This window comes from Paraburkholderia bryophila (genome assembly GCF_013409255.1).
Taxonomy (GTDB): Bacteria; Pseudomonadota; Gammaproteobacteria; order Burkholderiales; family Burkholderiaceae; genus Paraburkholderia.
The window spans coordinates 1,726,091-1,746,415 of sequence record NZ_JACCAS010000001.1 but is presented as its reverse complement, the minus strand read 5'-3'; the positions used below and the strand labels follow the sequence as shown (position 1 = coordinate 1,746,415).

Sequence of the window (20,325 nt, the reverse complement as noted above, 5' to 3'; positions counted from 1 at the left end):
ATGAAAAAATCGCAATCCATCCTGCTGCGGACGCTGCTGCCCTCCGTTCTGACCATGAACGCCGGCCTCGCCACGGCGCAGCAGGCACCCGCGGCGCCGGCCATCACGATCTATACGGCCGGTAGCATGAGTGGCGCGCTCGGCGCCATCACGCGCCAATACACGAGCGAGACCGGTCAGCCGGTCGAGCTCGTCGGCGGGCCGGCCGGCATGTTGCTCGACAAGATCGAGCACTCGGCCAAGGCGGACATTTTCGTTTCCGCAAACATGGCGCATCCGCAACAGCTCAGCGCGGAAGGCAAGGCGGCCCCCACCGTCGTCTTCGCGAGAAACCGGCTGTGCGTGGAGGCGCGCCCGGACGTTGGCCTGACGACCGGCAACCTGCTCGACAAGCTGCTCGATCCGAACGTCAAGATCGGCACGTCGACGCCGAAGTCGGATCCGGGCGGCGATTACGCGTGGGCGCTGTTTGCGAAGGCCGGCACCGTTCGACCGGGAGCGACCCAAACACTCGAAGCGAAGGCGCAGCAACTGGTGGGCGGTGCCGTCGCGCCGCAGGTGCCGGCCGGCCAGAATCCGGTCAAATACTTCATGACGACGCGACGCATCGATGTCTTCATCGGCTATTGCAGCTCGCACGAACCGACGCCCGATACGACACTGACGCAGGTCGAGCTGCCGGCTGAGCTGGCCATTGCAGCGGACTATGGCATGACCGTTATTGAGTCGCGGCAGAACGCCGCCACGCGCGATGCCGCGTATCGGCTTGCGCTGTATCTGATGAGTCCCGCCGCGCAGGACGTGTTGACGCGGTATGGGTTCACGCCTGTTGCGCGTCAGTAGGGGACAGGCATGCGGCGCTCGTCGCCGGGACGTTCGATCACGTTAGTGAACTGAGCGCGGTTGCCCTTGGGGTAACGGGACGTATGCGGCGCATCGGCCGACAGCAGATCAGTTGGCCAATCCGGCCTGGCGCCGCTGCAGGAAGCGGCGGACCGCCGGATCGCGTTCGAGGCCGATCGCCATGTCGTAGGCATCGCGCGCTTCGCGATGCGCGCCGGTCCGCGCGAGCAGTTCCGCGCGCGCCGCCCAGTACGGTTGATATTGCGCGAGCCGTGCGTCGGCGGCTACCTGTTGCATCGCGATAAGGCCCGCGTCCGCGCCCTGCAGCTCCGCGACGGCGAGCGCCCGGTTGATCGCGACCACCGGGGAGCCGGTGAGCCGCGCGAGCGCCTCGTAAAGCTGGACCACCGCGGCCCAGTCGGCGTGCCCGGTACGGCGCCGATGAACATGCGCCGACTGCAACGCCCCTTCGAGCTGGTAACGCCCGATCGAACCCAGCGCGCTTGCGTGGCGTAGCAGCGCTTCGGCCTCGTCGATCAACGGCCAGTCCCACAGCGCCGGGTCCTGCTCGGCAAGCGGCACGTATTCGCCGTCATCGCCGCGTCGCGCGCGACGCCTTGCCTGCGCATGCAGCATGCAGGCGAGCAGGCCTAGCGTTTCCGGTTCCCGCGGCAGCAGGTCGGCCACAAGTCTGGCCAGAAACAGTGCTTCGTCGGTGAGGTCGCGGCGCGCGACATCGGTGCCGCCCGGATCCGTCCAGCCCTCCGTAAAGGCGGCATAGATGGCGTCGAGCACAGCGTCGAGCCGGCCGGCAAGTTCCTCGCGCTCGGGGATGCTGAACGCAATGCCGGCTTCGCGGATCTTGTTTTTGGCTCGCACGAGACGCTTGCCCATGGCGGCCGGCGACATGAGAAACGCCGATGCGATCATCTTTGCGTCGAGCCCGAGGACCACTTGCAGCATCAGCGGTGCGCGGATGGCCGCTTCGATCGCCGGATGCGTGCAGGCGAACATCAGTGGGAGACGATCGTCGGGGATGCCGGCGTCCGTCGCGCCGTCGTCGAACTCCGGTCCGAGGAGCAGCAATTGCACGGCCGCCGCCTCGCCGGTGCGGCGGCGCCTGGCGAGGTCGATCATCTTGCGGCGCGCGACGGTGAGAAGCCACGCTTCCGGGTTCGACGGACAACCGTTGTGCGGCCACGTGGCCAGCGCCGAGGTGAATGCCTCCGATAGCGCATCTTCGGCTGCCGCCACATCCCGCGTACGTGCCGCGAGAAAGGCTACGAGCTTGCCGAAGCTGCGGCGCGCGACAGCGTCTGCGGTGTCGCGCGCGTTCATGGCGTCGTTGGGCAAGTTCATGCGTTCATGCCTTGCCTGAGACGCGGGTCATTGCTCGGCTCAGCCTGCAGCGTGCCAAAGCGGCCGCACCTCGACCACACCGTGACTCGCGGTCGGGCAGCGTGATGCCCACGAGAGGGCGGCATCGAGATTGGGCACGTCGATGAGGTAGTAGCCCCCCAGTTGCTCTTTTGACTCCACGTAGGGTCCGTCGAGCACCTGCGACTTGCCGTCTGAGATACGGACGGTTGTTGCTGTCGCGGTTGGCTGCAGACGGCCGCCGGCCACGAGTGCGCCTGCCTTTTTCAATGCCTCCGTGTATGCGGCGTAGGCCGCCACGCCCTGTTCCTGCTCGGTCTTCGTCAGGCTGTTCCAGCCGCCTTCATTCGCATAGAGCATCAACATGTATTGCATCTTGAATCTCCGTCATGGGTTGGGTTGTCGGCGGGCAATTTGCGCCGCCTGGACAATGACGCTTGAACCTGCGGGATTTGGACATTTTGCTGTTTTTCTGATAGTGGGGTCGATGCGGGAGCGTTTTTTTGGGGGGGGTTCGGTGATGTGACTAGCAGTACCACCCGGAGCGTCTTGCTTGGGTTGGGCAACTGTATGTTGGCAATAGTGGCAACAAAAAGCCCCGCAGCGCAAGGCATGCGGGGCTCTCTTAGGCAAACTTGGGTGACGCTGGGACGCTAGTTGGTCCCCCTGACAGGAATCGAACCTGTATCTAGCGCTTAGGAGGCACTTGTTCTATCCATTGAACTACAGGGAGATGGATAACTTGCAACGGGATGACGCGAGCCTTGTTGAAATTGGCTTGGGTCTTATCCCTGTGGCGTTTCCGGCATTTCTGCTTCTTCCTAAATGAAGCGCCGTGACAGCTTGTGAATCTTGGCTTGTCGCCCTCTTTGCTACGCTTTTGCTACGAGTCGATCTTGTAGCGCTCGAAGGCGATCTGGCACTGCTACAGCTTCTGAGCGGAAAAGACCATGGTTCTATCCCTTGGTCGGCAGTCGCCAGCGTGCTCAAGTACATAAGCGAGGGCAGAGTATAGCAAAAACGTTCAAAACGAAAGGTGCGGCGCAGGCTTGAGCGACGCCCGGCACCGGATGCGATCGAGAAAATATTCGCATGATTTTTCGAACCGATGCCGTCGTCCATACGGCGTGATTCCCGTGTCGCCGCTGCGTCGTCTGCAGCGGTTGCTATGCCTTAGGCTTCACCTGAACCCGGCAACTTCGTCGTGTCCAGTACGGCTGCCTTCGCGCGCAATAGCTCATCCGGTGACACGTCGAAACGACGAAGCCACGCATCGCTGCTCGGCGTTGTGTTGTGCACGGGCGCGTCGCCGCTGACGGTGCCGCGTTGCAGACTGCCTAAGCTCTCCGCGACGACATTGCGCAGCGCTGCGTTGAGTACAACATACGCTGGCGGCGGTGTGCCCGGTTGCCCATCCTCTTGCGGGCCGCCAGCCTGCGGAACAACACCCGCACGGATCAGCGCACCCTGGCTGCACGGCTGCAGGCTGAACCAGGCCTTGGGCAGTTCCGATTGAAGCGCGGGGATGTGTCCCACGCGATGCAGCATTCCGTCGTCGATCAAGGTGAGCCAGTCGACGGTCTTTATGCGATCGGTGAGCTTCCGAACTTTCATTGCGATTGGGTCGCCAACGTCAACGCCGGAGCCGAGCTGCTGCGCGATGAAATACTCGCTGCTCTCGTTTTCGTTGCGCCCCGTCGGGGATAGATTCACCGCCAGACCAGCGTGTCCATGAACCGCGTCGACTACAGCGGCGCTCTCCTCAAATAACTTGACGAAAGGTTCCGGATTCGCGCGCACAAACGGGGCGGGCAGACTGAATTCCAGTACGTCCAGACCTCGCGTGCCAAGTTCTGCCTGGAACCGTTCAAGGCAAAACGTCTTGAATTGGTAGAACGACGCTTCGCGTGCGGTCTTGCCGCCCACATAAATTGCGTCGAATCCCTCGTTATCGCCGACGCGCGTTGCGAGATCGGACAGAGCGGGAGCCTTCGCGATCGGGAGCGCGGGCTTGCCGTTGAACCACAGCCATCGAAGAGGGTTTGGGTCGTCGCCACAGGCTAGTTTGGCCAACTTGATGTGGGCATCCAGCGCCCACGAAAGCGACTCCCGTTTGTCCGCCGTGTAGCCACCCCTGAAATACAGCGCGGCCCGAACTACCACCGCAGCGCCGACGCCTTCGTGCGCATACTTGGGCTCGAAGGCCGCGTAAGGCAAGGTTCCAGCCTTCGTTGGATCCTGCGCCCATTGCTCAAGCTCGTTACTCATTGTTTCGTCCGTTCTGTGGTCATGGCAGCGGCAGCGGTATCGGTGGGGGCGGTAGTCCACCATGACTGTAGCTATTCAGTCCTTGACTGATCAGCTTGCCGAGTTGAGTTGCCGCCGACGAGGAAGTCGAGCTTTGTGACTGCTCATCCCCATCAGAGCAACCACAGTCAGACGGCCCCATGGTGACTACCTTGTTCGGTTCACCGGCGATTTCCTCGTATGCAGCCTGCTGTTTGAGATCAACTGTGTCCGGTGGGAACTTGATCTCCACCACGTTTTTCAGGTTGTCCTGAGTCGGCGGCAGCGAGGGATCCTTGACGACCACAACGTCGGGCCGCCGGATGTTGCCCACGCCGGGAGTGTAGCCGCCCAGCCCTCCAGGCCAATACTTCTGGATCCAGCCTGGCAGGTAGTCGTGCGACTTCGTGGCGATGCCACCGTCCATGATCGGCGCTGGCGGGTCCTGGCTCATGTCGTAGTTGACCTCCGCCTTGTACGGGCTTTGATGGTCAGTCAGCGTGTCCATCGCTTTCAGCCGGCCGCTCACACATTGCTGTTTCAGCGTTTGACCCTTGACGCCGATGCTGGGCGTCGCGTTGCATTTGCAGATCGCGGAGCAGATCACCTGGCGATCCTGCGGGTCCATCGAGTTTGGGCGCAAACGTGCCGTGTTGGTTTGTCCCTCGCTAGGTGCAGTGGAGCCGGTCGCCGATCCTTTTGCATAGCCCGTCACGCGCCAACCGTCGAACCGGCGTGGTCGAAAGTCAGCGACGATGCTTCATGAGTTTCTAACCAGGAGGTGTAGCCGTTCGTATCTGTCGTTCCCTGCACCGTCTGTCCCGTTGAGGAAGTGAGCGTGTAGGGGTGGTTCGGGATGGGTTGGTTCGTGATGTCGTCCAGCACCTGAAAGCGACCACGGTGCGGCCCATCCTGTTGACCATCGTTGGCATGTGAAACAACACTTTTGCCGCTGCCGATAGATCCGCCGGTACCCCCGGTCGGGGTCGCTGTGGCAGAGGATTGGGTGGCGATGAGTACGGCTCCGCAAGCGGTCTTGTCGCCATCGGATGCAACGGGGCGGCCGCCAAAGGTCATGCCCAGTTGCTTAGCCGAAACGATCGGGTACACGCCACCACATTTCGGGCACGACACCTTGTCGCCCAGAAGCGCGAGCGGCTTCCCATACATCGTGTTACTCGGCGTGCAGGAGAGTACACGCCCCCCGTGCGAGGTCGTGTCGCCCTCACGTATAAATGCAAAACCCATTCCGCGTATTCCTCTTTGCTAGTAATTGTCGGAGGAATGTTGCATGGGCCAACAGAGGATGATCATCCTGCCAAGGTGGATAGGGTGAACTGTTGTAGTTTGTGATGTTCCGTACCGAAGGCCTTCCCAGGCAATGAGGGAGTGGGCGAGTCCACCTTCCACGCCAGCCCGCCCAAACCCCACCCCAAAACGCAAAACGGCCCAGCGGGCAACCCCTGCCGGACCGTCAGCACCACCGCGCCGTCACGCCACTATCGCAGCGTGTCCAGGCCAAAACTCAAAGCTCACTCAACGAGCAAACTCACGCAAACCTCAAAACTCCACCACCGCAAACTCCGCCTTACCCACATCACAAAGCGGGCAGCGCCAGTCTTCCGGAATCGCGGCGAAGCGCGTACCTGGCTCGATGCCTTCTTCAGGAATACCTTCTTCCTCGTTGTAGATCCAGCCGCAAATCAGGCAGACCCAGCTCTTATATTCAGTCACTTCAATTACTTCACTCACGACGTACTCTTCTCTCTATTCAATGCAATGATCCGCCCGTCTGCCCCTTTTTTAGGCACGGCGGCGAGCCGCAATACTACCGGAATTTGTCAATTCGACCGAAAACTACCGACGCTGCAGCGCCGCAAAGCGCCAACGACAACCCGCACCAGACCGGCGAATGACCCACGAATCCCGTCACGCACAGCGTGTATGCTCTGATCCGCAGCCTGTCGTTTGGACAGCCGCGCCGGGCGTCCGGCACGCGTTGCGACGATCGGCCACACACAGTCAGGCCGTTTTCGACGACCCGGCCCGCGCATCATTTTCGTTTCCAACAGGAGAAAAACGATGTTCAAAAACAAATGGTTGGCCGGTGCGGCACTGGCTGGATTGCTCGCCGTGTCGGGCGTGGCGCAGGCGGCGAGCGTGTCGTTCGTGCAGCCGGCGGACGGCGCGACCGTCAGCAATCCCGTGCACGTAGTGTTCGCCGTCGACGGCATGAAGATCGCGCCGGCCGGCACGATGACTGACGGCACGGGCCATCATCATCTGTTGATCGACGGTCAGCCGCTGCCCAAGGGCGAGGTGATTCCTGCGACCGACAAGTCGCTGCACTTCGGCAAGGGCCAGACCGAGACCGATCTGACGCTGCCGCCGGGCGACCACACGCTGACGCTGCAGTTCGGCGACGGCATGCATCGTTCGTACGGTCCGGAATTGAGCAAGACCATCACGGTGCACGTGAAGTAATCGCGCGCCGCACGAGCCGGCCGGCTCGGCGCCCATGCCCTGTCCGGCCGCTCACGCCGCTCACCCGGCGGTTCCACGTTCCGCAACCCCGCCAAACAGCCTATCTCTTCCGCCATACAGGCACCGCCCCGCGCGCCCGGTACAATGGGCAGTTCCGACTCATCGCTGTCTTCTCCAATTCTCCATGTCGCTTTACACCATTACCGGGGCGCAACTCGCGTTCGGTCACGTCGCGTTGCTCGATCACGCGGATTTCTCTCTCGAAGCGGGCGAGCGCGTTGGGCTGATCGGCCGTAACGGCGCGGGCAAGTCGTCGCTGCTGAAGATCGTCGCGGATCTGACCAAGCCTGACGATGGCCTCGTCACGCGTCAACAGAATCTGACCACGGTCTACGTGCCGCAGGAGCCCGAGTTCGATACGGACGACACGGTGTTCGAGGCGGTCGCCGCGGGCCTCGCGCACGCCCGTTCGCTGCTCGACGAATACGACGTGGTCGCCAATCAGCTCGCCGACGAGCCGGAAGGCGCGGAGCACGATGCGCTGATGGACCGCATGAACACGCTGCAATCGTCGCTGGACTCGGTCGACGCGTGGAACTGGAGTACCCGCGTGGCCACCACGTTGCAGCAGATCGGCCTGAACGGCGAAGCGCGCGTCGGTTCGCTGTCGGGCGGCATGCAAAAGCGCGTGGCGTTGGCGCGCGCGCTGGTCGTGCAGCCCGACGTGCTGCTGCTCGACGAGCCGACCAATCACCTGGATTTCGAAGGCATTCGCTGGCTCGAAGACCTGCTGGTCTCGCTGCGCGCGGGCCTGTTCTTCATTACCCACGACCGCGCGTTTCTCGACCGTGTCGCCACGCGTATCGTCGATCTGGATCGCGGGCGTCTGCTGTCGTATCCGGGCAATTTCTCCGCTTACCAGACGCGCAAGGCGCAGCAACTTGAAATCGAACAGGTCGAAGCGGCCAAGTTCGACAAGCTGCTCGCGCAGGAAGAAGTATGGATCCGCAAAGGCGTCGAGGCGCGCCGCACGCGCAGCGTCGGCCGGATCGCGCGGCTCGTGGAGATGCGTGATCAGCGCGCGGAACGCCGCAACGTGCAGGGCAACGTCAGGCTCGACGTCGGCCAGGGCGAGAAGTCCGGCAAGATCGTCGCCGAATTGACCGACGTGACCAAGCGCTACGGTTCGCGCACGGTGGTCGACAACTTCACGGCCACGGTCATGCGCGGCGACAAGATCGGTTTTGTCGGCCCGAACGGCGCGGGCAAGACCACGCTGCTCAAGATGATCCTCGCCGAACTGGCGCCGGACGAAGGCACGGTGCGCGTCGGCACCAATCTGCAGGTCGCCTATTTCGACCAGATGCGCGCGCAACTGGATCTGGAAAAGAGCCTCGCGGACACCATCAGCCCGGGCAGCGAATGGGTCGAAGTCAACGGCCAGAAGAAGCACGTCATGAGCTATCTCGGCGACTTCCTGTTCGCGCCGGAACGCGCGCGTTCGCCGGTCAAGTCGCTGTCGGGCGGCGAGCGTAACCGTCTGCTGCTGGCGCGTCTGTTCGCGCGGCCGGCCAACGTGCTGGTGCTCGACGAACCGACCAACGACCTCGACATTCCCACGCTCGAACTGCTCGAAGAACTGCTCACCGAATACGACGGCACGGTGCTGCTGGTCAGCCACGATCGCGCGTTCCTGGATAACGTCGCGACCTCGGTGATCGCGGCGGAAGGCGGCGGCAAGTGGCGCGAATACGTCGGCGGCTTTACCGACTGGCAGATTCAGCGCGACCGCTCGCAGCAAATGGCGCAGGACGCGCAGAAGGAAACCGGTAAGGAAGCAGGTAAAGGCACGGCAGCGGCCAAAGACAACGCGGCGGCCCTCAAAACGCCGCGCGCGGCCAAGCTGTCCTTCAAGGAACAGCGCGAACTGGAGGCGCTGCCGCCGAAGATCGCTGCGCTGGAAGCCGAGCAGAAGACCATCGGCGCACAACTGGAAGACGGCTCCGTGTTCGCCAAAGACCCGCAGGAAGGCACGCGCCTGACTGAACGCTATGCCGCGATCGACGAAGAACTGCTGGTCGCGCTGGAACGCTGGGACGAACTGGAAAACCGCCGCAAGTGATGCGCGCAAGCGGCGGCCGTGAGCGCAGCGCGACAGCGCGCTGTGCTTCGCGGCGCGCCCGCTGGCCGTCGCTCGTCGAGATCAAGGCGGGGTCTTCGTCCACACCGCCCCTTGTCCAGATGGCCAATCCGGCATGTCGTGAATTGCCGCCTGATTCGAAATCAGTAAAATACCTCGCGAATAGGCATGCCCGCACGGCGGGCACGATACCTAACCCCGTTGTTTCGTTTCGCTTTTTTTGAAAAGTCAACGCATTGTCCACGGACCTGTCCACAGGAACTGTGGGCAACGATGAACCGCCGCACCCGAGTCAACCATGTCTACGAAAAAGCCAAACGCCGCGTATAGCGAAGCGTCGATCAAGGTGTTGAAGGGCCTCGAGCCGGTCAAGCAACGGCCCGGGATGTACACCCGCACCGAAAATCCGCTGCACATCATTCAGGAAGTCATCGACAACGCGTCGGACGAGGCCCTCGGCGGCCACGGCCGGCAAATCACCGTCACGCTGCACGCGGACCACTCGGTCTCGGTGGAAGACGACGGCCGTGGCATTCCATTCGGCCTGCATCCGGAAGAAGGCGTGCCGGTCGTCGAAATCGTCTTCACGCGCCTGCACGCGGGCGGCAAGTTCGACAAAGCCGCCGGCGGCGCGTACACGTTCTCGGGCGGCCTGCACGGCGTCGGCGTGTCGGTCACCAATGCGCTGTCCAACCGCCTCGACGTCACCGTGTGGCGCGACGGCAAGGTCGCCGATCTGAGCTTCGCCAATGGCGACGTCGCCAAAGAGCTCGAAGTGCGTTCCGCCGTGAAGGGCGACAAGAAGTCCGGCACGCGCGTCACCGCGTGGGCCAATCCGAAATACTTCGACTCACCGAACCTGCCGCTCGGCGAACTGCAACGTCTGTTGCGCTCGAAAGCGGTGCTGCTGCCGGGCGTCGAAGTCACGCTGATCAACGAGAAAACCGGCGAACAGCAAACCTGGAAATACGAAGACGGTCTGCGCGGCTATCTGCTCGAAGGCATGAACGGCAGCGATCTGCTGATCCCGCTGTTCGAGGGCGAGCGTTTCGTCGACAACTCGCGCACGAGCGAAGAGACCTTCGCGGAAGGCGAGGGCGCGTCGTGGGTCGTCGCGTGGAGCGAAGAAGGCACGCTGATGCGCGAGTCGTACGTGAACCTGATTCCGACGCCCGCGGGCGGCACGCACGAATCCGGTTTGCGCGACGGTCTGTTCCAGGCGGTGAAGAGCTTCGTCGAAATGCACAATCTGCAGCCGAAGGGCGTGAAGCTGCTCGCCGAAGACGTATTCGCGCGCGTCTCGTTCGTGCTGTCGGCCAAGGTGCTCGACCCGCAATTCCAAGGGCAGATCAAGGAACGGTTGAATAGCCGCGACGCGGTCAAGCTGGTGTCGTCGTTCACGCGGCCGGCGCTGGAGTTGTGGCTGAATCAGCACGTCGAGCACGGCAAGAAACTCGCCGACCTCGTCATCAAGCAGGCGCAGGCGCGCACGCGTGCCGGCCAGAAGGTCGAGAAGCGCAAGAGCTCGGGCGTGGCGGTGTTGCCGGGCAAGCTGACCGATTGCGAGTCGACGGAAATCGGCCGCAACGAACTGTTCCTCGTCGAGGGCGACTCGGCGGGCGGTTCGGCGAAGATGGGCCGCGACAAGGAATATCAGGCGATCCTGCCGTTGCGCGGCAAGGTGCTGAACACGTGGGAAACCGAACGCGACCGGCTGTTCGCCAATAACGAAGTGCACGATATCTCGGTGGCGATCGGCGTCGATCCGCATAGCCCGGACGACAAGATCGATCTGTCGAATCTGCGCTACGGCAAGATTTGCATTCTGTCGGACGCTGACGTCGACGGTTCGCATATTCAGGTGCTGCTGCTCACGCTGTTCTTCAAGCATTTCCCGCAACTGATCGAGCGCGGGCATGTGTGCGTCGCGCGTCCGCCGTTGTTCCGGGTCGACGCACCGGCGCGCGGCAAGAAGCCGGCGCAGAAGCTGTACGCGCTCGACGCGGGCGAACTCGAAGCGATCCTCGACAAACTCCGTAAAGACGGCGTACGCGACACGCAGTGGTCGATCAGCCGCTTCAAGGGTCTCGGCGAAATGAGCGCGGAACAGTTGTGGGATACGACGATGAACCCCGACACGCGGCGTCTGACGCCGGTCGCGCTCGGCGAACTCGACTACGACGCCACGGTAGCGCGCATGACCATGCTGATGGGCAAGGGCGAAGCGGCTTCGCGCCGTAGCTGGCTGGAAGAAAAGGGCAACGAAGTGGAAGCGGACATCTGAGCGCGTAGAAGCGCGCTCGACCTCCCTGAACTCACTTCAAGCCAAACACGGATACGGAATCTAGATGGACGACGACAACACTCTCGACCTTTTCACCGCGCCGCCGCCCCCGGAGGGCGACTTTCTGACGCTCGGCAATTACGCGGAAGGCGCGTACCTCGAGTATGCGGTGAGCGTGGTCAAGGGCCGCGCGCTGCCGGACGTGTGCGACGGCCAGAAGCCGGTGCAGCGCCGCATCCTGTTCGCGATGAACGACATGGGCCTGTCCGACAACGCGAAGCCGGTCAAGTCCGCACGCGTGGTCGGCGACGTGCTGGGTAAGTACCACCCGCACGGCGACCAGTCGGCGTACGACGCGCTGGTGCGTCTCGCGCAAGACTTCTCGATGCGCTACCCGCTGATCGACGGCCAGGGCAACTTCGGTTCGCGCGACGGCGACGGCGCAGCGGCCATGCGCTACACCGAAGCGCGCCTGACGCCGATCGCGAAGCTGCTGCTCGACGAGATCGACCAGGGCACGGTTGATTTCATGAAGAACTACGACGGCGAGTTCGACGAGCCGAGGCTGCTGCCCGCGCGTCTGCCGTTCGTGCTGCTCAACGGCGCATCGGGCATCGCAGTGGGTCTGGCCACGGAAATTCCGTCGCACAACCTGCGCGAAGTCGCAGGCGCCGCGGTCGCGATGATCCGCAACCCGAACCTGTCGCATGCCGAATTGATGCAACACATTCCGGGACCGGACTTCCCGGGCGGCGGCCAGATTATTTCGAGCGAAGCGGAAATCTCCGCGGCGTACGAAACCGGCCGCGGCAGTCTGAAGGTACGCGCGCGCTGGAAGATCGAAGAACTCGCACGCGGCCAGTGGCAACTGGTGATCACGGAACTGCCGCCGAATACGGCCGCGCAGAAGGTGCTCGAGGAAATCGAAGAGCAGACCAATCCGAAGATCAAGCTCGGCAAGAAGACGCTCACGCCCGAACAACTGCAGACCAAGCAGACCATGCTCGGGCTGCTCGACGCGGTGCGCGACGAGTCCGGCCGCGATGCGCCGGTGCGTCTCGTGTTCGAGCCGAAGTCGAGCCGCATCGACCAGACCGATTTCGTCAACACGCTGCTCGCGCATACGAGCCTGGAATCGAACGCGTCGCTGAATCTGGTGATGGTGGGCGGCGACGGCCGGCCGCGTCAGAAGGGCGTGCGCGAAATTCTGCAGGAGTGGATCGCGTTCCGCTTCGCGACCGTGACGCGTCGCACGCGTCATAGGCTGTCGAAGGTCAACGACCGGATTCATATTCTCGAAGGCCGGATGATCGTCTTTCTGAATATCGACGAAGTCATCCGCATCATTCGCGAAGCGGACGAACCGAAGGTCGCGTTGATGGCCGCGTTCGGCTTGTCCGACCGGCAGACCGAAGACATTCTCGAAATCCGGCTGCGTCAGTTGGCGCGACTCGAGAAGATCAAGATCGAGAAGGAACTGGCCGAACTGCGCGACGAAAAGGCCAAGCTCGAAGAGCTGCTCGGCAGCGAATCGGCCATGAAGCGTCTGCTCATCAAGGAAATCGAGAGCGACACGAAGCAATACGGCGACGAGCGCCGCACGCTGATCCAGCAGGAAAAACGCGCCACGTTCGAAGCACGGGTGGTCGACGAACCGGTCACGCTGGTCGTGTCGCAGAAGGGCTGGGTGCGAGCGCTGAAGGGACACGGTCTCGATGCAGCGAGCTTCACGTTCAAGGCCGGCGACGGCCTCTACGCGGCGTTCCAGTGCCGCACGCCGGACACGCTGGTCGCGTGGGGCAGCAACGGCCGCGTCTATTCAGTCGCGGTGGCCTTGCTGCCGGGCGGCCGTGGCGACGGTGTGCCGGTCACGTCGCTGATCGAACTCGAGTCGGGTAGCCATCTGATGCATTACTACGCGGCATCCGCGGATCAGGCCTTGCTGCTTGCATCGAGCAACGGCTTCGGCTTTATCGCCAAGGTCGGCGATATGGTCAGCCGCGTGAAGGCAGGCAAGTCGTTCATGACGATCGACGCCGGCGCCGCACCGCTCGTGCCGATGCCGATGTTGCCGGATGCGACGCACATTGCGTGTTTGTCGTCGGGCGGGCGTTTGCTGGTGTTCAGTCTCGACGAGATGAAGACGCTGTCGGGTGGCGGCCGCGGCGTCACGCTGATGGGGCTCGACGATAACGAAACGCTGGTGCAGGCGCTGTCCGTCAACCATGCGGGCGTGATCCTGATCGGCACGCGGCGCGGTGGCCGCGTCGACGAAGAAAAGCTCGGCCCCGCCGCGCTCGCGCCGCACGTCGGCAAACGGGCGCGCAAGGGACGCACGCCCGAGAGCAAGATGAAGCTCGACGGTATGCGTCCAGTGTCGGCTGCTTAACAAAGCTTGACGGTCGAGCACGGCGAGCCTCTGCTAGCATGCGGGGCGCTCGCCGCGGGGAAAGCCTCACGCGTCAGGAACTGCACGCACAGCGCGCGGTCGAATGCGCTCAATAGCCGCCGCAAATATTATTCGTCATAAGCGGCATGGCGTCGTCGGGAGAGGAAAACAACATGAACAAAGCTATCGAACTCGCACTCTTTCTCCATCTGCTCGCAGTCGCGGTGTGGGTGGGTGGGATGATCTTCGCGCATTTCTGTCTGCGCCCGGCCATTGCCGATTTATCGCCGCAATTGCGCCTGCCCTTGTGGGAATCCGTGTTTAGCCGTTTCTTCAATTGGGTCGCGGCGGCGGTGCTGGTGATTCTGATCACCGGCGGATTCTTGCTGATGCAATTCGGCGGCGGTCACGCTATGTGGCCGTTGCATGCCATGGCCGGTCTCGGCATCGTGATGATGCTGATCTTCGGGCATATCCGGTTCGCGGTGTTCCCGCGCATTCGGCGTGCGGTGCAGGCGCAGAAATGGCCGGACGGCGCGCAAGCGGTCGGTACGATCCGGCGGCTGGTGCTGATCAATATCGTGCTTGGCGTGGTGACGATCGGTGTCGCCGTGCTGTCGCGCGGATTCTGATGTTGCAGGCCTGAAGCCTGAAGCCGGACCGCTGCGTGGCATTGCTGCCGCGCAGCCAGGGCGCTACGAGTCACACGACAAGCGGGTCTAAGGCAGCGCCCCATACGCCAGCCACAACCCGCACACCACCGCCACTGTCCCATACACCACGTAGACCGGCACCTTCAGCTTCACGAAGCACATGCCGGAAAACAGCACGGTAATCAGATAAGCCGGCTTGAACGGCACATGCCCGGCAATGCGCAGCACCGCCACTGCGAGAAACGCGGTGGTCACCGCGCGCAGCATCCGCATGCCGTGTTCGAAGCGCGGATTCGCCTTCAGTTGATGCAGATGCCGCTGCGCCAGCACGACCAGGCAGCCCGACGGCACGAATAACGCGAGCGTGGCGATCAGCGCGCCCAGCCAGCCATCCACCAGATAGCCGAAAAACGGCACCACGTTCAGCAGCGGACCCGGCGACAGCGGCGACAACGAAAACGCCAACGTGAAATCATTGTCCGATACGCCGATCGCCGGGGTGACGAACAGCGTCTTCAAAACCGGCAGAGCGGAGAAGCCGCCGCCGAACAAGGTCATCCCTGCGCCCGCCAGACGCGGCCACAGCAGCGCCAGTTCATAGCGAGTCGGCAACGGCACCGCGAACAGCACCAGCAGCACGCACAGCGCGATCAGCAGACGCCGGTCGCCGCGTCCGAACGACACGACAAGCCGCGTATTGCGAATCGGGCTGATCACCCAGCCCGCGCCGAAGGCTGCACCGAGCATCGCCACATAAGCAGCGGGACTGCGCGCATAGAAAAGCGCGACGCAGCCGAGCACCGCCGCGAGCCATTCGAGCTTGCCGCGCAGCAGCGCCCGCGCCTGCTTATACCAGGTGACGGCGATCAACGTGGCCAGCACGACACTGAAGTGATTCAACAAGGTTTGCGACGCGGCGGCGCGTACGAACGGTGTGCGGTAGAAGATCGCGAACAGCGTCATCAGCGTGAAGAAGGGCAGCACGCTGGCGACGCCCGCGATCCATGCGCCGGCGCGTCCGCGCAATGCGTGTCCCACTTGCACGGCGACATTGCAGCCCACGGGACCGGGCACCATCCACGCAAGCGCGATCAGATCGGAGAAGGCGATGCGCGACAGCCGCCCTTCGCGTTCGACGTAGTGGTTTTCGAGTTGCGCCATCAGCGCGAGGCCGCCCCATGACAGCGCCGACAGGCCGAATACGACCCGGAATAGCGTCCATAGGGGTTCTCGTGCGCCTCGTCGGGCGGCATCCTGGCTCGTGATCGTCTGCATGGCGCCGCGGGCGACCGGCACTCGGCGCGCCCACCCTCCGGGATCATCGTTATATGGTGGCGCGGCCGGTGGCGGGCATCGCGCTGTGATGCGGTACTGCGTGAATGTAGCTGGTTTTGCGCGGCCGTGGTGAGGCCGTTGCGCTCCGTCAGGCTCAGGGATTGGTGCTGGCGCTCGTGCTGGAGATGATGTTGGCGCTGTCCGCTTCATGCGTGGTGCGACGGCCAGCCATGCCGCATACGCCGAAGCGTTCCAGCAGCGCGGGGATGGCCTCGACCGGCACGGGCCGCGAGAACAGGAAGCCCTGCGCCTCGATATGGCCGAGCGCGGCGAGCCACGCGATCTGCTCTTCGGTCTCGGTGCCTTCGACCACCACGGTGAGCCCAAGCGAGCGCGCGAGGTTGACGATCGCGGTGACCATTACGCAGACGCTGCGGTCGCCGGGAATGGCCTGGATGAACGAGCGGTCCACCTTCAGCGTATCTACCGAGAACCGGTTCAGATAGGACAGCGACGAATAGCCGGTGCCGAAATCGTCGAGCGCGACGCGGACACCGAGACGCTTCAACGCGAAGATCTTCTCGGAGACGAGTTCGGGATATTCCATCATCGCCGTTTCGGTGATTTCGAGTTCGAGGCGGCGCGCGGAGATGCCGCTTTCCTCGATGGCGTGCGAGATGGTTTCGTACAGATCGCCGCGCCAGAACTGCACCGCCGAGATGTTCACCGCGAGCGACAGCGTGTCGTAGCCCTGTTGCTGCCACAGCGCGAGTTGCCGGCAGGCGGTCTCGATCACGAAGTCGCCGATCGGCACGATCAGGCCGGTCGATTCGGCAACCGGAATGAATTCGTTCGCTGGAATCAAGCCATGCTGCGGATGGTTCCAGCGCACCAGCGCCTCGAAGCCGGTGATGCAGCGGCGCGTCAGGTCGATCTTCGGCTGGTAGGCGAGAAACAGTTGACCTTCGGTCAACGCCACGCGCAGCTGCTGTTCCCACTTCATCAAATGATCGGCGCGATGCGACAGTTGCGGCGAATAGAACTGGTAGCAGTTCTTGCCGGCATCTTTGGCGCTGTACATCGCGAGGTCGGCTTTTTTCAGCAGGTCGATCTCGCTCTCGTTCGCGACCGAGTACAGCGCAATGCCGATACTCGCATGCAGCACGAAAGAACTGCCGCGCACTTCGAACGGCTTGGCGAACACATCCGCCGCCGCTTCGGCGAGCGCCACCGATTGTTTCTCGACGTCGTCGCCCTTGAGCACGACGACGAACTCGTCGCCGCCGATGCGACTCAACGCGCCGCTCTCACCGACAGCGGTGGCGAGGCGCGACGCGGTCATCTGCAGCACGATGTCGCCGGCGTTGTGGCCGAGCGTGTCGTTGACGGTTTTGAAGTTGTCGAGGTCGATAAACAGAATCGCGAGGCGGCCGAGATTGGCCGGCTGCGTGACGTCATGACGCAGGCTCTGCAGCGTCGCGTAGCGATTGCGCAGGCCGGTGAGCAGATCGTATTCGACCAGATGCGTCATCTCGCGCTCGCGGCCGAGCAGTTTGCCGATCAGGCCCGTGGCCACCGCGAAGAAACTCAGCATGGCGAGCGAGATGAAGCCCGCCATCAGCAGATAGACGTTGCGCGTGTGGTTGTAGTCGGCGAATTCCTCGGCTTGCGACAGACCCACCAGCACGCCGAGCGGATAGCCGTCGATATGCCGGTACGACACGATGCGCGTGACGTTGTCGATCGAATCGATGTAGGTGCCCGACACGTGTTCCGAGGTCGGGTAGGTGCCGCTCGCCGAGAACGTGCCGTTGGCACTGTCGGCGCTGCCGGTGCGCCGCGCGAGCACGGTGCCGTTGTCCGAGATCACCGCGATCACGCCTTCGCGGCCGATCGCTGCGTTGTTATAAAAGTCGCTGGTGAAGTAGCTGGGATCTTCCGACACCACCACCACGCCCGCAAACGAGCCGTCCGGATGATTCAGACGCCGCGTCATCTGCAAGGTCCAGTGGCCGGACACGCGGCCGAGCACCGGCTTGCTGATATACAACTGGTCGTCGTTCTCGTGTTCGTGAACCTTGAAGTGTTCGCGGTCGGACAGATCGATGTGTTTTGGATTGAGTTCGGCAGTATTGGCGATCAACGTGCCGTGTTCGTCGATCAACGACACCTGCACCAGCGTCTCGCTCTGCACCACGCCTTTTTCGACCGTGCTGGCGAGATCGAAACGCCCCGGGGTTTTCTCGAACTCGTATTTGACGAAGCGGGTGATCTGGTCGACCTGGTGAATCGCCTTGACCGTGTGCTGCTCCAGCGCCGCGGAGAGTATCGCGGCAGAGGCCATGGCCTCGCGATTGGTCGCTTCTTTCTCGACCGACAGACGCGCGAAGATCACGGTCCACAGCAGGATCAGCACCAACACGCCGAGCGCCGGAATGGCGAGCAGGGCTCGACGGCGCGACTGGGCGGGGTCGCGGCGGGGTTGGGCTTCGCGCTGGTCGGAGAAGCGTGACTTGCTCATCGGCGAGTCCGTGCGCGGGTTCCGGCCGGTTGCAAACGAGCGAGCGTCGACTGCGCTGATTTCATGGTTGGCTGCATCGTGACCAGGGTGCCGGAACTGCTGCGCAGGAGGAGGGAGCGTGGTGTCGTGCCCAACCGTCCGCACGTTATCAGGCACCTTTCGATATTACTTAATGCCACTGCATTAAGGAAGGGGCCGCGCATCGGGTATACGCGGGCGCAGCAAACGGCGTAGCCCGGCTGAATTTCTGGCCGCTTCGGCCGGTGCTGGGGCCGCGGCCCGGTGGTCGTTTTCGAATGTTTCATCGGGAGTCGCGGTGCGGCGTTCAGGTGTGCCAGGCCTTTCGCAATGCAAAATGCATTAATTGGGCAAAGTCTGCGGCGCTTTGTGGTTTGGCGTGGCTGAGTGCGGCAAATCGCGCCCGTTATCGCGTGGCGAGGACAAGGACACGCTGGCCAGCGTTGTGAAGGCAAAGAGCGTGCCGTTCATGGCAAGCGGAACGTGCCGTCGACGATCGTCACCGAGGCGCCGCCGATCCACGTCTTGCCATGTGCGTCGTCGTAGTGCACCGACACCTGACCTGCACGACCGATCGCGGTGCCTTGACGAGCCGTGTAGCGCTCGCCCGGGCGACGCTGCTGCGTGCTTAACAAACCGGCGAGCGCCGCATTGGCACTGCCGGTGACCGGGTCTTCACCGGTGCCGAAGCGATCGCCGGACATCAGGCAGCGGACTTCGAATGTTGCCGGGCCGTTGGCCTCATGCGGACCGTAGACAGCGAGGCCAATGGCGTCGACCGACTGCACGAGTTTGGCGAGTGCGCCCGCTTCGGGGTCGAGCGCGAGGCAGTCTTGCGCCGAATTAACGCGCACCACGAGCCACGGTGCACCATTGTCGACCGCGCAGGGCACGGCGCTGAAATCGATCGCGTCGCTACGCAAAGCCGTAGACAGTTCGGTATAGCGATCCGCGGCGAGCGGCGTGACGCGAGCGGGCGGTGCGGCGAAAGCCCACGCGTGTTGTTCGGTGTTTGGTGTGCCGTCTGCGCTAGCCGCTTCCGGCAACGCCTTGAGTTCGACGAGACCCACGCCGCATTGCTGAACGAGGCGGCCGGCCTGCTTCGGCTGATAGCCGCTTTCGAGCAGCGCATGCGCGGTGCCGAGCGTTGGGTGACCCGCGAACGGCAACTCGCCCTCGATCGTGAAGATGCGCACGCGATAGTCGGCGGCCGGGTCGGTCGGCTTCAGCAGAAAGGTGGTTTCGGACAGATTGGTCCAGCGCGCGATTGCCTGCATCTGATCCGCATCGAGCGTATCGGCATCGAACACCACGGCAAGCGGATTGCCTTTGAACGGCACCGACGTGAACACGTCGACTTGTTTGAAACGAACAGGGTTGGCGAGCATCGTGCGCGGTCCGGCGAATCGTGCGATTGAATCGGGTTCGCGGATTCTATCCGGTGCCGACGCAACGAGCCACCTCGCCGCAAAAAGCAGAACGCGTCGCGAGGTGCTGACACCTCGCGACGCGTTCTGATTGGTAAAGCGTTACGCGGCCTTACTCGACTTCGGCAATCATCTCGATCTCGACGCACGCGCCGAGCGGAATCTGCGCGACACCGAACGCCGAGCGCGCATGCTTGCCGCGCTCGCCGAACACGTCGGCGACCAGTTCGGACGCGCCGTTGGTGACCAGATGCTGTTCGGTGAATTCGAGCGTCGAGTTGACGAGGCTCATCAGCTTGACGATACGCGTGACGCGGTTCAGATCGCCGACGTGCGTGTGCAGCGTAGCGAGCAGGTCGATAGCGATGGAACGCGCCGCGGCCTTGCCTTCTTCCGTCGTGAGGTTGGCGCCGAGCTTGCCGGTCCACACCTTGCCGTCTTTCTTCGCGATGTGACCCGACAGGTACACCGTGTTGCCGCTCTGCGCGCTCATCACATAAGCGGCGGCCGGCGCACCGGCGGTCGGCAGTTCGATACCCAGTTCCTTGAGCTTGTCGTACACATTGGTTTGAGCCATGTTGCGTCCTTGGTCAGTGGTGGAATTCGGGGATGCGTGCTGGGCGCTATG

General features: G+C 63.1%; 16 protein-coding genes and 1 tRNA gene. 6 read left to right on the top strand and 11 right to left on the bottom strand.

What is annotated here, in order from left to right; translation table 11 throughout:
- The gene (gene modA / locus GGD40_RS07820) at positions 1–843 is read left to right on the top strand and encodes a molybdate ABC transporter substrate-binding protein (RefSeq protein WP_218900839.1); all 843 of its coding nucleotides are present in this window, start codon (positions 1–3) and stop codon (positions 841–843) included.
- A 108-nt stretch (positions 844–951) separates the two neighbouring features.
- Here the strand turns inward: modA and GGD40_RS07815 are convergent, their stop codons facing one another.
- From GGD40_RS07815 to GGD40_RS07785, 7 genes are all read right to left on the bottom strand, one after another.
- On the bottom strand, positions 952–2,202 hold the full coding sequence (locus GGD40_RS07815; protein ID WP_179743285.1) for an RNA polymerase sigma factor: 1,251 nt from the start codon (positions 2,200–2,202) through the stop codon (positions 952–954).
- Positions 2,203–2,241: 39 nt separating this feature from the next.
- Complete coding sequence (locus GGD40_RS07810) at positions 2,242–2,595, bottom strand: YciI family protein (protein WP_035552189.1); 354 nt, start codon at positions 2,593–2,595, stop codon at positions 2,242–2,244.
- 283 nt (positions 2,596–2,878) lie between these two features.
- A tRNA-Arg gene (locus tag GGD40_RS07805) sits at positions 2,879–2,953 on the bottom strand.
- A gap of 440 nt (positions 2,954–3,393) precedes the next feature.
- On the bottom strand, positions 3,394–4,488 hold the full coding sequence (locus GGD40_RS07800; protein WP_179743284.1) for a type VI immunity family protein: 1,095 nt from the start codon (positions 4,486–4,488) through the stop codon (positions 3,394–3,396).
- A gap of 19 nt (positions 4,489–4,507) precedes the next feature.
- A complete protein-coding gene (locus GGD40_RS07795; protein ID WP_179743283.1) occupies positions 4,508–5,221 on the bottom strand; it encodes a VRR-NUC domain-containing protein in 714 nt (237 codons plus the stop codon).
- Positions 5,218–5,754 carry a PAAR domain-containing protein gene (locus tag GGD40_RS07790; RefSeq protein WP_179743282.1) on the bottom strand — a complete coding sequence of 179 codons (537 nt, stop codon included), beginning with the start codon at positions 5,752–5,754 and terminating at the stop codon, positions 5,218–5,220. The genes GGD40_RS07795 and GGD40_RS07790 overlap by 4 nt, the downstream gene beginning before the upstream one ends.
- 312 nt (positions 5,755–6,066) lie before the next feature.
- Positions 6,067–6,258 (bottom strand): rubredoxin, encoded by a 192-nt coding sequence (locus GGD40_RS07785; RefSeq protein WP_035552069.1) that lies wholly within the window; start codon positions 6,256–6,258, stop codon positions 6,067–6,069.
- Positions 6,259–6,588: 330 nt separating this feature from the next.
- On the opposite strand from GGD40_RS07785, the gene GGD40_RS07780 reads away from it, so the two are divergent.
- The 5 genes from GGD40_RS07780 to GGD40_RS07760 all read left to right on the top strand — a co-directional run bounded on the left by GGD40_RS07780 (position 6,589) and on the right by GGD40_RS07760 (position 14,435).
- A complete protein-coding gene (locus tag GGD40_RS07780) occupies positions 6,589–6,990 on the top strand; it encodes a DUF4399 domain-containing protein (RefSeq protein WP_179706080.1) in 402 nt (133 codons plus the stop codon).
- A gap of 184 nt (positions 6,991–7,174) precedes the next feature.
- A complete protein-coding gene (locus GGD40_RS07775; protein ID WP_179743281.1) occupies positions 7,175–9,112 on the top strand; it encodes an ATP-binding cassette domain-containing protein in 1,938 nt (645 codons plus the stop codon).
- Between the two features lie 316 nt (positions 9,113–9,428).
- On the top strand, positions 9,429–11,414 hold the full coding sequence (parE, locus tag GGD40_RS07770) for a DNA topoisomerase IV subunit B (protein ID WP_179706076.1): 1,986 nt from the start codon (positions 9,429–9,431) through the stop codon (positions 11,412–11,414).
- 64 nt (positions 11,415–11,478) lie between these two features.
- Entirely contained in the window at positions 11,479–13,803 is a 2,325-nt protein-coding gene (gene parC / locus GGD40_RS07765) for a DNA topoisomerase IV subunit A (RefSeq protein ID WP_179743280.1), read from the top strand.
- A gap of 173 nt (positions 13,804–13,976) precedes the next feature.
- A complete protein-coding gene (locus GGD40_RS07760; RefSeq protein ID WP_179706071.1) occupies positions 13,977–14,435 on the top strand; it encodes a CopD family protein in 459 nt (152 codons plus the stop codon).
- An 87-nt stretch (positions 14,436–14,522) separates the two neighbouring features.
- Here GGD40_RS07760 and GGD40_RS07755 read toward each other — a convergent pair whose 3' ends face one another.
- The 4 genes from GGD40_RS07755 to GGD40_RS07740 all read right to left on the bottom strand — a co-directional run bounded on the left by GGD40_RS07755 (position 14,523) and on the right by GGD40_RS07740 (position 20,274).
- A complete protein-coding gene (locus GGD40_RS07755) occupies positions 14,523–15,731 on the bottom strand; it encodes a chromate transporter (RefSeq protein WP_179706069.1) in 1,209 nt (402 codons plus the stop codon).
- 154 nt (positions 15,732–15,885) lie between these two features.
- Positions 15,886–18,252, bottom strand: coding sequence for a bifunctional diguanylate cyclase/phosphodiesterase (locus tag GGD40_RS07750; RefSeq protein WP_179743279.1), 2,367 nt, complete (start codon positions 18,250–18,252; stop codon positions 15,886–15,888).
- Between the two features lie 485 nt (positions 18,253–18,737).
- Positions 18,738–19,658 carry a PhzF family phenazine biosynthesis protein gene (locus GGD40_RS07745; protein WP_179743278.1) on the bottom strand — a complete coding sequence of 307 codons (921 nt, stop codon included), beginning with the start codon at positions 19,656–19,658 and terminating at the stop codon, positions 18,738–18,740.
- A 151-nt stretch (positions 19,659–19,809) separates the two neighbouring features.
- Positions 19,810–20,274 carry a RidA family protein gene (locus tag GGD40_RS07740; RefSeq protein WP_035552044.1) on the bottom strand — a complete coding sequence of 155 codons (465 nt, stop codon included), beginning with the start codon at positions 20,272–20,274 and terminating at the stop codon, positions 19,810–19,812.
- Positions 20,275–20,325 lie beyond the last annotated feature (51 nt).

Bases quoted from the DNA above. Each gene is read 5' to 3' on its own strand.
- modA (WP_218900839.1), top strand. From the start codon at position 1: ATGAAAAAATCGCAATCCATCCTGCTGCGGACGCTGCTGCCCTCCGTT.
- GGD40_RS07815 (WP_179743285.1), bottom strand. From the start codon at position 2,202: ATGAACTTGCCCAACGACGCCATGAACGCGCGCGACACCGCAGACGCT.
- GGD40_RS07810 (WP_035552189.1), bottom strand. From the start codon at position 2,595: ATGCAATACATGTTGATGCTCTATGCGAATGAAGGCGGCTGGAACAGC.
- GGD40_RS07800 (WP_179743284.1), bottom strand. From the start codon at position 4,488: ATGAGTAACGAGCTTGAGCAATGGGCGCAGGATCCAACGAAGGCTGGA.
- GGD40_RS07790 (WP_179743282.1), bottom strand. From the start codon at position 5,754: ATGGGTTTTGCATTTATACGTGAGGGCGACACGACCTCGCACGGGGGG.
- GGD40_RS07780 (WP_179706080.1), top strand. From the start codon at position 6,589: ATGTTCAAAAACAAATGGTTGGCCGGTGCGGCACTGGCTGGATTGCTC.
- GGD40_RS07775 (WP_179743281.1), top strand. From the start codon at position 7,175: ATGTCGCTTTACACCATTACCGGGGCGCAACTCGCGTTCGGTCACGTC.
- parE (WP_179706076.1), top strand. From the start codon at position 9,429: ATGTCTACGAAAAAGCCAAACGCCGCGTATAGCGAAGCGTCGATCAAG.
- parC (WP_179743280.1), top strand. From the start codon at position 11,479: ATGGACGACGACAACACTCTCGACCTTTTCACCGCGCCGCCGCCCCCG.
- GGD40_RS07760 (WP_179706071.1), top strand. From the start codon at position 13,977: ATGAACAAAGCTATCGAACTCGCACTCTTTCTCCATCTGCTCGCAGTC.
- GGD40_RS07755 (WP_179706069.1), bottom strand. From the start codon at position 15,731: ATGCAGACGATCACGAGCCAGGATGCCGCCCGACGAGGCGCACGAGAA.
- GGD40_RS07750 (WP_179743279.1), bottom strand. From the start codon at position 18,252: ATGAGCAAGTCACGCTTCTCCGACCAGCGCGAAGCCCAACCCCGCCGC.
- GGD40_RS07745 (WP_179743278.1), bottom strand. From the start codon at position 19,658: ATGCTCGCCAACCCTGTTCGTTTCAAACAAGTCGACGTGTTCACGTCG.
- GGD40_RS07740 (WP_035552044.1), bottom strand. From the start codon at position 20,274: ATGGCTCAAACCAATGTGTACGACAAGCTCAAGGAACTGGGTATCGAA.